The sequence below is a fragment of the Anatilimnocola floriformis genome (genome assembly GCF_024256385.1).
Lineage (GTDB): Bacteria > Planctomycetota > Planctomycetia > Pirellulales > Pirellulaceae > Anatilimnocola > Anatilimnocola floriformis.
In genome coordinates this window covers 3,094,612-3,108,684 of record NZ_JAMLFW010000001.1, presented here as the reverse complement: position 1 = coordinate 3,108,684, position 14,073 = coordinate 3,094,612, and the positions used below count along the sequence as shown (strand labels likewise).

At 56.9% G+C, this 14,073-nt stretch carries 4 protein-coding genes; all 4 read left to right on the top strand.

Annotation, left to right across the window (positions count from 1 at the left end):
• The first annotated feature begins 2 nt into the window (after window positions 1-2).
• The 4 genes from M9Q49_RS11885 to M9Q49_RS11870 all read left to right on the top strand — a co-directional run bounded on the left by M9Q49_RS11885 (window position 3) and on the right by M9Q49_RS11870 (window position 14,072).
• A complete protein-coding gene (locus tag M9Q49_RS11885; RefSeq protein WP_254508962.1) occupies window positions 3-1,286 on the top strand; it encodes a recombinase family protein in 1,284 nt (427 codons plus the stop codon).
• Window positions 1,256-2,287, top strand: a complete 1,032-nt coding sequence (locus M9Q49_RS11880) for a hypothetical protein (protein WP_254508961.1) — start codon at window positions 1,256-1,258, stop codon at window positions 2,285-2,287. Before M9Q49_RS11885 ends, M9Q49_RS11880 begins: the two co-directional genes overlap by 31 nt.
• A 1,348-nt stretch (window positions 2,288-3,635) precedes the next feature.
• Entirely contained in the window at window positions 3,636-4,007 is a 372-nt protein-coding gene (locus tag M9Q49_RS11875; RefSeq protein WP_254508960.1) for a glycoside hydrolase family 55 protein, read from the top strand.
• 6 nt (window positions 4,008-4,013) lie between these two features.
• The gene (locus M9Q49_RS11870; RefSeq protein ID WP_254508959.1) at window positions 4,014-14,072 is read left to right on the top strand and encodes a choice-of-anchor Q domain-containing protein; all 10,059 of its coding nucleotides are present in this window, start codon (window positions 4,014-4,016) and stop codon (window positions 14,070-14,072) included.
• Window position 14,073 lies beyond the last annotated feature (1 nt).

The following is a 14,073-nucleotide window of genomic DNA, read 5'->3' as shown; positions in this document are numbered from 1 at the left end:
TTATGTTGGTCACGAAGTTCGATCTTTACATTCCACATCGCGTCGTGATCTACCTGCGGATGTCGCAGGAAGGTCAGAATCCACGTTCGCCCGAGCAGCAGGATGCGGTCATCAGAGAATTGATGAAGCGGTTGGGCTTGCCTTGGATAGTCGTTGCAGTCTATCGGGACGACTTCATCTCGGCTCGCTTCACGCGCAAGCGGCCGAATTTTCAGCGCATGATGAAGGATCTCAAAACCGGCGTTGTTCAAGCCAGTCTTGTTCTCGTCGATACCTTCGAACGCTTGACGCGCGCCGACAACGGCGATGCGATTCGCGATTCGTTGCGAAGAATCGGAGTCCTGGTCCTCACCGCCAACTCGAACTTTACCGACCCGACATCCTCAAGTGGCCGGGCGCTTTCGGCATTTGAAGCTCTCCGCGCAAGTGAAGATGGGAAAGTCAAGGCTCACAATGTCCTGCGTGGCAAGCGGGACGCCGTGCGGCTCAAGCAATGGCCAGGTGGAGCTGCACCGTTTGGCTATTACCTGGAAGCCGTCTTCAAGACCGAGAATGGCCTGCAAGTAATCGCCTATCGCATCCCGAAACCAAATCCGGCGACGAAATGGATCGTCGAGGAGATTTTTCGGTTGGCTGACGAGTTGGGTTACGGCACGAGCCGCATCGCAAAGGCTCTTAACAATGATCCCCGGATCCCCGACGACCTGAAGCCATTCCATCCGGCAACCGTGGGTGAGATTCTTGATAACGAGATGCATATTGGCGACTACATTTGGGGCAAGTGCTGCACGGGGATTGTTGATGAAGTCCGCAAAAAAGATCCACTGCCTAAAGAAGAGTGGCTGCATATCACCGGGTTCTGTGAACCGATTATCGACCGCGAGCGCTGGGATCGGGTTCAAGCCCTGCGGCAAGCCCGCCGGGATAAGTGCCCGAAGAAACCCAAGGCTCTGCCCGCGATTGCCGGGCTTGCAAGTCCCGGCATCGCTCTCAAGTACCCCTTAACGGGGTTGGTTTTCTGCGCCCATTGCCAGCGACGGATGAATCCCCAGTCGAGTTCGGAATACCAGAGCGTTTCGGGCGATGTGCGTCGCTACGTCCACTACGGTTGCACGGGGCTGGCAGGGGGCTCTGCGACAATCGAAAGCGAATTCCTGAGGAATGGCTCCGCGAAACCGTGGTATCCCTCATGCGATCCCGTCTCCAGCTCGACGACTGTGGTCCTGCCAGTACCAGATTGCTGGAGTTTGTCGAGATGGTTCGCCGCGAACTTGAGTCGCATGTAGCGCTGCAGCCGGATCCTTCGGCGGCACTGAAGGCCGAGCAGCATGATCTGGAAGATCAGTGCAGCGGCTGGAAGCAATCGCTTGGCAATCGTGACCTGTCAGCGATCGTACGTCATTCCATTGAAGGCGAACTGGAACGGGCCATGACGCGAATCCAGCAAATCGAGGCCGAACAAGCGGCACGGCTGGCTGGCACGCAGCAGCGGCAACAGGTACTCGACCCCCAGGAAATCTCGGAGCGGTTGCAGCGGCTGGCCACGATGTTGAACGAAGGCAATGCCTCCGCGATGAACCTGATGCTTTCGCACCACATCGATACGATCTGGTGCGACGACACAGGCCATGTGGTCATTCGGACTTGTAAGCTCGGTGCGCTGGCTGGCGATCTGACCCTCTTCATTACCGATTCCAGTTGCCCGCCTGGCTCGGCTTCTGGGGCAGCTGCCGCAAAGTTCTGCGCCAAGCCACGCCGACGGGCGCGCTTGGACATCAAAGGTGCGATTGACGACGACGAAGCGGAGATTGAAGCGAATGAATTCGCCGTGAATACGGACCGCTTTGCTGGACTAGGGCCGGAATGGTTTGCCGAGGATCATTTCGATGTGCCGGAGACATTATCCTGGGCTGAGGCAAATGCACAGGCGGTGGCTGAGTTTCGCCTAAAAAATCACGCCTCAATGGAAGTCACGGCAAAGCACTTTGGCAAGACTGTGCCGACAATCCGGGCAGCACTGAAGTATGCAAAGGAGAAGTTCGGCATCGATGCTTACGGAAAGTCGGTCAGCCGTCCCAATTTGCCGAATTGGTCCCGCACTAATGCCCAGGCGGTGGCTGAGTTCATGAGCCGGCCGGACGTCACTATGAAGATGGCGGTAGCCCATTTTGAGAGAACGGAACCGACGATCCGGAAAGCGATGGCGTTTGCAAAAATCGCGACTGCTCAAGCCGACGCGCCGAAGCAGGATGATGATGCAGCCGATAGTCGATCAGATGCTGCATAGCTATGTATAGCGAGGATGGCGGGGGCGAAAGCCTCCGCCATCCTTCTTTTTTCTTATCTATCAGGACTATTTCACATCTGTGAAATAATCGACTGGCTGGCTTGGATGCCTTGGAAGACCGACTCGACCTAAAACTTTCATTTGCAAGACGATGCGCATTGTAAAGGGTTTTCGAGTACCGTCGGCGTCATGGTCATGTATTCACTAAAATACGCAAGTGATTTATGTTCAAGCTTGCTGTTAACCGGGTGGCAGTTTCGAGCCCGCGCGAGGATCTGAGATTTTGCTAACTAGCTGATAATGCCCCACGGTTAACGCACCACCCGGCGAGATTCTTCTGCAGGCGTTTCGGTTTTAGCGTTGATTTCTAATTGGTTTGGGCGTGGACGGCCCTCTCTGCCAATCGCATGTCGCGCTCCGCTACGGTCGATCGACAACACAGCCTCACCAACTTTGGCGAAGGCTTTTTCCTCTTGCGTTGACCCAAGCCGGGACAAGCTGGCGGTAACGCTCAGCATCCCGCTAAGTAAGATTTGGAAAGAAATCGAGAAACTTCAGACAACGGATGGCGTGAGCACCTAGTTCCAGATTGTCCCTTAAGTGTTCGGTCGCGAGTTGGTCCGAAGATGTTTGCCGAATATTACCGGCGCCAGACAAGGGGGCAAACGCGGATCAAACAAAGATTTTGATGATTCCCAATCTGCGATTGCACGCATTAGGGGCGGACAACCAAAGTCGCCAACTGATCGGCGGCCTACTCAAAGCGCGAATCGGAGTAACCGGAGCGGTAACATCAATTGTCGGAAGCGAAAGCTCGTGACTCGGCTGGCCGCGGTTGATACCAAGTTCGTAGATTCCGCGTGGAATCACCACCCTCTTCTGGTCGACAAAGTCGTAATCGAAGACCTTCAGCGCAGCAGGCGTGTATAGTTCGACATCCGATTTGTGTCGGCAAGTGGATTCAACTGCTGCGACACGTTGACGCACTGATGTGACATAGATTGTCAGCGTGATTGGGTTGCTTCAAGTTGCTTGCATACTTTTGGGAAATACCGCTCCCAAATAGTTGACATTTACACTCGATGGTCGGTAGAACCTACGCCGCATCGAAGATGCACGGGGGCGATTTGAGGGATCAGGCTGCGTTGTGATACAGCCAAGGGAGTGAACGCCATGGTTACTCGACCAGCAGGTAGCTGGGTATCTGATCTTTTCAGATTTCTTCGCCTCGATTGACCTGAGTTGTCAATCGGTTCTTGTCTCATCTGTAACTCGGGGTTTGTGCCTGAGTTTTCCAGTAGCGTTCTCAACTGGGTTGTCGCGCGCATACGCATAAGGATATTGCACCATGAATCGATCTTCTTCGCGTCGTGATGTTGGTTCCCGCCTGGAACGATCTCGGCGGCGTCAGGCCGCTGGCGAACAACGACTGACCCGGCGGCGGATGTTGCTGGAGCAACTCGAAGATCGCTCGCTGATGGCGACGTTCAATGTGACGGCGGGTGTAGCGGATGGCGCCGCGGGTAGTCTGAGAGCTGCGATCACGGCAGCCAATTCCAACGGCCAGAATGACACGATCAACCTGGCGGCTGGCACCTACGTGTTGTCGTCGGCGCTGCCGCAGCTTTCCGAGATGGGAAAGAGCATCACGTTTCAAGGCGATACGGCAGCCAATACGATCGTCGATGCCAACAACACGGGACGGGTGTTCGATGCGTAGTGGACAGTGACCGCGACGTTTAATGATTTGACAATCAAAAACGGTGGTTCCACAGGGAGTCGTCCTTCGGGTGCGGGCATCCAGGGCTACAACTCAACGATCACCATCGACGACTGCGTTATCGAGGATAATATCGGCTATCAAGGAGGTGGTATCGCGGCCACGTCGGGCGGGTCGCTTACGATCACCGACACGATCATCCGCGATAACAACACGTCGCGATTTGGTGCTGGCCTGTATTTGAGCGGCGTGACGGTTTCGATCTCGAATTCCGAGATTTCGGGCAATTCAACTGCGAGCGGCTACGATGGCGGCGGCCTCTACATGGGCAGCGGTTCGCTCACACTTGATTCAGTTACGGTCGACGATAACTACGCGGGCCAAGATGGTGGCGGCGTGGCAGTGAGTAGCGTGAGTCTTGCCATCACTGGCGGTTCCATAACCAACAATGAAGCAGTCCGCCAAGGCGGTGGTTTGTATGTCAATGCCCCTTCGTCAGCTGTTGGCATTACAGGATTGACGATTAGCAACAACACGGCCGGCACGGGCGGCGGTGTGTATCGGACTGGTGGTAGCGCGGCGATTACTCTAACCGAGTCCACCATCTCCGGAAACACAGCTCCTTCCACAAACGTTAATCTCGGTGAAGGTGGTGGCATCTTCACGTATCAGCCGCTCAGTCTGGTCCGCTCGACACTTTCGGGCAACAGCGCCTATCGCAATGGTGGCGGTCTTTGGAACACGACTTCTGCGATCTCCTTCTCGAACTCCACGATCTCCGGAAACTCTGCCGCCACGGGAGGCGGCGTTTATCTCAGCAGCGGCAACACGACGTCTTCGTCTGTGAACAGCACGTTCGCCAACAATAGCGCGTCGGGCGCGGGTGGCGCCTTCTATGTGGGCGGCTTCTCATCGGTGGCGATGAAGAACACGATCATGGCGGGGAGTACCGCAGGCAGCGGCACGTCCGCAGACCTGGGAGGCTCGGGCGGCCACACCATCAACAGCGGTGGCTACAACCTCTTCAGCCTCTCTTCGATCAGTTCGTTCATCACCGGGACCACGACAGGCAACCAGCTGGGGGTTAACCCTCAGATCGGTTCACTCGCGAACAATGGCGGTCCGACGTATACCCACGCGCTGGCCAGCAATAGCCCAGCCATCGATGCGGGCACCTCATCGGGTGCGCCGGGTGTCGATCAGCGTAACGAGTCGCGTCCGCAGGATGGCGATTCGAGCGGCACAGCGCAGTACGACATCGGCGCGTACGAGTACATCGTACCGCCTCCGCCCGAAGTCGAGGTGACGGGCTTCTACGCAGATGGCTCCAACTGGAAGGTTGATTACGTTGTGACCGTGAGCCAAACACCGGTCGCAATTCCCCTCAAGATCTATACGACTTCAGATGGCACGACTCCGGGTACACTGCTTGCTTCAACGACCACGCCGGGCAACGTGACGCTGGGAGCCACCCAAACAGCAACGGTCACTCCGACCGGAGTGAATAGCCTGTCAGACTACCGCTTGCTCGTCGTGCTCGACGATACAGCCGTGACGGGAGACACCACCACTGCCAACAATAAGCTGCTCTTCGAAGGTGGCATCTTCCAGACGAGCGCGTCGGGGACGACTTACATTCACGTTCATGGCAGCGATACCGCTGCCGACACCGTGACGATCACGAAGAGCGGGAGTAATACGCACGTCGAAACCAACTTCGACACGACGGGTATCACGGGGTTGACGTCGAGTGTGGAGTTCCGCATCGAGACGCACGGCGGTAATGACACAATCGCGACCGATAGTGACGTGGCCGCGGTCATTCGCGTCTACGGTGGAACCGGGAACGACACGATCACGGGTGGTGCTGCCAACGACTTACTCTACGGCGGCGACGGCGATGACACGCTGACGGGTGGCGGGGGCAATGACACGTTAGAAGGCGGAGCTGGCAACGACAGCCTGTCGGGCGGCGACGGCGAAGACTCGCTGACTGGTGGCACGGGCAACGATACACTGCGAGGCGGTGCTGCGGTCGATGCGTTTCCTGGTTACGACAGCGGTACCGATACCGTGCTCGTCGATCCGCCGGAGGCAGTCAACGACAGCTATTCAACGAATGAAGACGCCGATCCTTTCAGCTCTTCGACCGGCTTTGAGTTGAATGCCAACGACATCACTGACCTCGGCCAAAGCAGAACCCCAGTTCCGGCCGTGTTGACCAGTACGTTGGGAGCGAAGGTTGTCGTTCGATCGAATGGAACCTTCGATTACTATCCGCAGACTTCGCAGACGCTGCAGGCGCTGAACGGCTCGCAGTCGGCGAACGACTCCTTTACTTACACGCTGCGCAATTCGCTGCTGGAGACCGACACAGCAACCGTGACGATCACGGTGTCGGGCATTGATGATGACCTGGATGCGCAGGATCTGTTGTATATCGTGCAGGCACCGTTGGAGCTGGGGCAGGTGCTGGGGACCGTCCCCGTCTTGGACGATGATGGCGATACCCATTCGTTCCAGTTCGTTTCGGAAGCTGTGGCGGGTGGCCTGGCGATCAGTTCCACGGGTGTGATTACGGTCATCGATCCCAACGTCTTCACGTTCCTGGGAACGACCAACTACGTGTTCGAGATCGAGACCAGCAATGGCTTAGACGTGGATACGTCGTACTTCGCAGTAGCGATTCCGGCTGCGTTCCAAGTGTCGGGAGCGGCCACAGCGACCCAAGGGCATTCGTATAACCTCACTTTGAGCTCGGACATCCCGTTCATCGATTACGTGATCGACTGGGGTGACTCGGTCGATCCGCTGAATCCGGATGACCCGACCTTGGTACCCGGTGAGGGCGGCGATCCGGTCGCAATCGATCATGGGTTTCAAGTGCCGGGCGATGTGACTCCCACGATCGGAATCTCGGTTGGTGGCACCAGCAGCTATACCTTCACGTTCACCACGGTGCACGTGACGCAGGTGAACGGCGTGAATCTGGTCGTCAACGGGAGTTTCGAGGATCTCGGTGGTGGTCAATTTCCGGAAGACGCGACCTGGAACATCTTTTACGGATTGCCTGGGTGGAATCTGGTGTCGGGCCCTCGGATTGAAGTCCAGCATGAAACGGTGACTTCTACTCCTTACGGTGACAACTACATCGAGTTGGATGCAGATGAAGATGGCCCCGGGGGAGGCGGTCTAAGTGCGGAAGGAGAAAATAGCGCTTCGGCGATTGAACAATCGATCGCCACGATTGTGGACCAGACTTATGTTCTGTCGTTCGCTCTGGCCGCTCGGGAGGGGCTCGACTTGAAAGACAATACGATGCAGGTGACCGTCAACAACGGTGCCACGAACTATACCGAAGTTTTCACCCCCGGCTCGACTGCATGGGAAACCCATACGATTTCATTCGTGGCGAAAAGCAGCACCGCAACAATCAAGTTTGCCGATGTCAGCGGAACGGCGCTGACCGGGCTGTCTGAATCTGAGTATGAGACGTACAGAGACACGCTAGGAACCTTCCTAGACAACGTGACGATGTATGCGGCGGGCGGTCAAACCGGCACGAAGACAACGGTCACTGTCGAAATATCGAACCCGGTCTGTGCCTGCCTGGCAACGCCAGACGGCTCACAGAGCAGTGAAAATCTGCAAACTGGCAACAACGTGGTGACGCCACCAAGTCCATCGGCGATGGCCGCGATGTACATGCCGCGTTATTCGACGAATGAGTTCCGCCCGGCGGTCATGTCTTTGGACATGTCTTTCTTGGAAGGTGCGTTAGTTCCAGACACGGTGGAAGTGAATGGGCAGGTGTATTCCACTGCCGGTATCTCACCAGGCCAGGGATTTCGCGTCAGCGATTTGCTCGACATCACAGCGCTCGATACTGGGCTGGCCGAGTGGAGCATCCCGATCACCGAAAATTACGCCGGCGGCCACACGGTGTCCTACGACGTGACTGGAAATTCCTTGGTCTCGGGTCCTTCGAATGCGTTGCTCAGTGCTGGTTGGTCGATTGCCGCCATCGACCGACTGACCATCACCCCTGAAGGTGCGCTGTGGCAGCATATGGGCGATCGCCTCCTGTGGTTTAAGAAAGACGGAGCTAACTTCAAGCGTCCCCAGGGTGATCAGGATTTCTCGGAGTTGGTTGACAATTCCGATGGCACCTTCACGATCTCAGATCGCCGGGGAAATGAGTTGCTGTTTAACTCATTGGGCCTGGTAACGGAAAAGACTGATACGCAGGGACGAAAAACGACCTTCGTTTACACCAATGCGGATGGCGACTCGAAAGCAGATGACCTGTTGGAGGTCGAAGAATACGATGGCCGCACGCTCACCTACGACTATGTCGATCAACGACTAGCTGGCCTCACGGACTTCGACGGCCGCAGTGTCGCGTTTGGCTACGAAGATGATCAGCTGAAAACGATCACCTATCCTGATCCCGACGGTGGCGGCCCACTCAGCGCCTTAGTGACTAGCTTCACATACGAAGATGGCTACTTGAAAACGGTCGCCGATGGCAGCGACACGATGACGTTTACCTATGATTCCGCCGGCGCCTTGACCGCACGCGAAAATCAAGATGGTTCCACAGAAACATTTGTAAATTCACTGACGTCCACGCTGCCACGCGCCGGGTACGGAACATCCCTAAATCCCGAGAGCCTCAAGCCGGCCAGTGACGTCGTGGCTACTTCCGAGGATGAAAATGGCGAACTCACGACTTACGTGTTGGGCGCGCTGGGTCTGCCAGTGCAGATGACGGATGCTGAAGGAAACGTGACGCTCTACGAGCGGGATGCTAACGGGCGGATCACGAAGCAAACAGATCCGGATCCAGATGGCGCTGGTCCCGAAACGATGATCACCCGCTATCAGTACGATACGCAGGGGAATCTTCTGAAGATGACGTTGCCCAACTCGGGCGTGCGGACTTGGGAATACGATGCGACCTGGAATGTACCCACCTCCTATGTCAATGAACGTGGACTGACGACGCTTTACACGGTTGATCCGCTCACAGGCCTCAACACCGAAGTGCGCCAAGTGATTGGCGAAGTCGACGATCTCGTCAATCTCGAAACGGACGACATCGTCACGGGTTACACGTATACTGCAGCGCCCAGCGATCCAGCCGATCCACCGGCGGGGTTGGTCGAGACTATGACTGATCCGCTAGGGCGCGTGACGGCCTATACCTACAACGCTCGGGGCGATGTTACCTCGGTTACCTATGCCGAGGGTACGGCCGACGAAGCGACGGCCTACACGTACTACAACGCGGATGGGACCGTCGATTATGAACTCGACGAATTATCGCGGCGGACGGATTACGACTATGACTTGCTGGGGCGGCTGACCAAAACCACTCTGCCCGATCCGGATGGTGGTGACCCACTGGCTCGCCCCGAATGGAAGTATGAATACGACGCGCGCAATCGCCGCACCAAAGAAATCGATCCGCTTGATCGGGAGACGATCTACACGTACGACAAGCAGAGCCGCGTCACCAAAGTGGAACGCCCCGATCACGATGGTGATAGCGAACTGACCACCACGACCACCACCTTCGATGACCGCGGGCTAGTTGCCTCGACGATCGATCCGTTAGGTCGGGAGACGACCTACACCTATGACAAGCTGGGTCGGCAGACCAAAGTCACGATGCCCGAGGTGGCTGATCCAACGACGGCCATCAATGAAGTGCAGGTTATTGACTTCGACAGTGGCACCGTTGGCAACTTCAAGCTCAACGGCAACAGCAATTCCGCCGTGATTGACCTGACCGATCTGAGTGGTCTGCAGACAGCGCTCGACAGCCTGTGGGGCGCTGGTAATACCAAGGTGACCCACACCAGCACGGCAGCAACCGTCACGTTCCGCGGCAATCTGGCGGGCACGAATGTGGTGCAGATGACCGTGTCGGACATCACGGGCACTCTTGGCGCTACTCCTTCGGTGAGCACCGACACGGCCGGCGTGGCCGCGGAGCTGGTGAATCCCATCACGCAAACCTCCTACGATGGCTTGGGGCGTGCGATCTCCACGACCGATGCCCTAGGGAACGTCACGACCTATGAGTACACGAACTTCAGTCAGAATCTCAAGATCACGTTGCCTGATCCCGATGGTGTGGGACTGCAGACCTCACCGATCATATACCAAGTGTTCGACGTGGCGGGGAATCTGATCAGTGCGAAGGACGCCAATGGCGGTGTCACTACACGTGAATACGATCTGCTTGGCCGGTTGGTGAGAGTCACGCAGCCCGATCCCGATGGTGGTGGTTCGCTCACGGCGCCGGTGACCGAGTATGCGTATGATCTGGCCGGGCACCTGCTGGCGGTCACCGATCCGCTGGGCAACGTCACCAGCTACGAATACGACAACCGCGATCGCCAGGTGAAAGTCACCACGGCCGATCCGGATGGTGCTGGCGGCTTGACTGCGCTTGTGACCGAATATGAGTTCGATGTTGCGGGCCAGTTGACTAAGGTGACGGCGCCAGGAAGCCGGGTGACGGAGTACATCTATGACGACCTGGGTCGACTAACCGTCACGAAACTCCCTGATCCGGATGGCGCTGGTGGCTTGGCTCGGCCGCAGTTGGAAGCGACCTACGATGTGGCCAGCCGGAAAGAGACGGATAAGGACGCGCTCGGCAACATCACGACGTATGACTACGATGATCTCGACAACCTGATCAAGGTCACGCAACCCGATCCGGATGGCGTGGGCGGTTTAGCGGCGCCGGTCAGTGAACGGGAATATGATGCGGCAGGCCAGTTGCTCAACTCCACGGATGCTCTCGGCAATATCACGACCTATGAGTACGACAATTTCGGTCGTACGCTCATGATCACGCAACCCGATCCAGACGGTGTTGGTGGTCAGGCCTCTCCCGTTACCCAATATCAGTACTCGCTGACGGGGAGCCTGCTGCAGGTCCTCGATCCGCTCTTGCATGCGACGAACTACGAGTACGATGCGCTGAATCGGCGTACTTCCAGCCAGGATGCGTTGCAGGGAGCGACGACCTACCAGTACGACAGCGCCGGGAACCTGAAGTTCCTGACCGATCCGGTGAACAATACCACCGAGTGGGTTTACGACAAACTGAACCGGATGGTCGAAGAGAAGAACCAACTCGGCGACAGCCGCTCCTTCGTGTACGACGCGGCTGGAAATCTGCGGCAGCGTACGGACCGCAACGAACGAGTCATGATCTACGAGTACGACCATCTCAACCGGCAGACAGCGGAAGAATGGTGGGGCGGAGCACGTCCCAGTGTCGGCATCTCGACCTCCGATGGCTCGACGACTAACGAGGTGCAGCGGGTGGGCTTCTCGGATTCGACGCCCTTCCAGTCGGGGACGTTCACGCTGACGTTCGGCGGCCAGACGACTTCCGCCATTCCTTACAGCGCGAATGCAGCCACGGTGCAGGCGGCGCTGGTGGCTCTCAGCAACATCGACAGCGGTGACGTGTCGGTAATGAAGGTCGCCAACAGCATCACGCACCAAGAGTGGCAGATCACCTTTACCGGCGCCCTGGCCGGAACCAACGTCTCTCAAATTAGCATTGACGCTGCCTCGGTCTATAATGGAATCGGTGCTCCGGGGACAGAGGTGGAAGCCACCGATACGACCGGCGCGAAGGTAGACGAGGTTCAGGTGGTCACGCTCAGCAATACAACCGGCGGTACGTTCACGCTCGGCTTCGGCGGAGCGAGCACGGCGGCGCTCGATTGGGATGCCACCACCGGCGAAGTCGATGCAGCGCTCGAGGCGTTGTCGGGCGCGGGCACCGTTTCGGTGTCTGGTTCGACCGGCGGACCTTGGACGATCACGTTCACCGGCGCTTACTCGGGTGCCAACCTCGCGCCGCTGCAGTCCCAGGCTGGCAATCTGACCAACAGTAACCTGGTGCGGACGATTGCTTCGACCTTCAACGATGATGGCGATCTGGAGGAGATCAGCGATCCTGATGCGACCTACGAGTACACGTACGACACCCTGGGACGCGTGACCGGCTACGTGCAGAACCTGGCCGGACTGACGCCAGAGATCGAGTTCGTCAGTCAGTACAACTCGGCCAGTCGGCGTGAACTCTTGCAAGCGATTCTCGATGGGGATGAAGACTTCCAGAACACGTATGCCTACGACGACCTGCAACGGCTCTCGACGCTAATTCAGCAGAGCGGCGCCGACAACGCGGTGGCAAACAAGCGGATCGAAATCAACTACAACTCGCTGGGGCAATACACGCGTCTTGATCGTTACGCGTCGGCCGACCAGTCGGAGTTCGTGGCCAGCTCGCATTACAGCTACGACAACCTAAACCGGCTGCTCAAGTTGGTGCATGCGGAAACGACCACCACGCCGACCGGCTGGGGGACCGATCCGCTGGCTGGTTATCAGTATGCCTACGATGCAGCCAGCCGGATTCTGTCGATCGATTCGTATCTCGATGGCCTCAGCAACTACACGCACGACGACACGAACCAGCTCACGGGCGCCGACCACAGCACGGCGACGGATGAGTCGTACGAGTACGACGAAAACGGCAACCGGATCATGTCGGGCTACCACATCAATCCGAACAATCAGGTCGATACCGACGGCACCTACAACTATACCTACGACGATGAAGGTAATCGGCTCACCCGGACGAAGATCAGCAACGGGTACGTCACCGAGTATGAATGGGACTTCCGTAACCGCCTGACGAAGGTGACCGAGAAGGACAACTCGAATAACATCCTGCAAGTCACCACCAACAGCTACGATGCCCTCAACCAGTGGATCCGCCGTAACTTCGACGCGGATGGCCCCGGCATTGCGGCCCCGGTCGACACGTTCTTCGCCTACGAGAACGGCCAGATCGCCTTGCAGTTCGACGGCAACGCAACCGCCGACCTCTCCCACCGCTACCTGTGGGGTGATCAGGTCGACCAGCTCTTCGCCGACGAAGCCGTCACCAGCCTCGGCAGCGCAGGCGATGTCATCTGGCCTGTCGGCGACCACCTCGGTACCCAGCGCGACCTAGTCAGCTACAACAGCGGCACCGACGATGCCACAGTTGCGAACCACCGCGAGTACGACTCCTTCGGAAACCTGACCAACGAATCAAACTCGGCCATCGATCTTCTCTTCGGTTATACCAGCCGACCTCTGGATGAAACGACTGGTTTACAAAACAACCTCAACCGCTGGTACGATCCGGCTATCGGCAGATGGATCAGCGAAGACCCGATCGGTTTCAGCGCCGGCGATGCTAATATCGCGAGGTATGTGGGCAATCAACCAACGCTAATGGCAGACCCGAACGGACTCCGTCCTGGTGCCTCCGCGGCGTTCTATCGCAGAGCGCGTGCTGCCGCAAAGCGAATTATCACCGCAAAGGTCGTAGCCGAAGACCGGAAGCATTCTGCATACCTTTACTACCAGCCAGCAGGTATCGAAGGCTTTTTCAAGAACGCAACAAGCGTTCTCGGGCGGATTACAGTTCAAGATTCTCGAATTGGCACCAGTCTTGTGCAAGGCGCTGCCGCATTCTATTCCTCCTATGATGACACGCTGCAAATCAATGGGATGGCTGAAGATGCCGAACCAGGTCTTGTCATCCATGAGCTAATTCATGCGTTGGACGACAAGAATAATTGGTACTTAAACATCACACAGCTGGGCTACCGTAGGCTTAGGCTCATCGAGGGCTTAGCGTACGCGGGAGTTCATCTTTTGGAGGAGTCAAATCTGCTTCGCGACTTTGAAGACAGGATTCGGAACGGGCTAGCTACTGATCCACTTGACATTCAAACAAGATGGGATTCCGCGTGGAAGAACCTGGATCGCTATTCGTCAACCGACGTGTATGTCATGGGGTTTAATCGGGGCGCGATTACCGATGCAGACATAACAGACGTTGGTGAAAAGTTGAAGATCAAGTTCTCACACGACAAGCTTAAATGCCTCTATGAGAAGCTCATTAAGCAAATCGTTGGAATTGATGTTACACTCAAAGCTCCAGCAGGACTAAAAAGGATCTTTCAGTAAG

Excerpts from the sequence above, each read along its gene's own strand:
- M9Q49_RS11885 (WP_254508962.1), top strand. The coding sequence starts at position 3 with ATGTTGGTCACGAAGTTCGATCTTTACATTCCACATCGCGTCGTGATC.
- M9Q49_RS11880 (WP_254508961.1), top strand. The coding sequence starts at position 1,256 with ATGGTTCGCCGCGAACTTGAGTCGCATGTAGCGCTGCAGCCGGATCCT.
- M9Q49_RS11875 (WP_254508960.1), top strand. The coding sequence starts at position 3,636 with ATGAATCGATCTTCTTCGCGTCGTGATGTTGGTTCCCGCCTGGAACGA.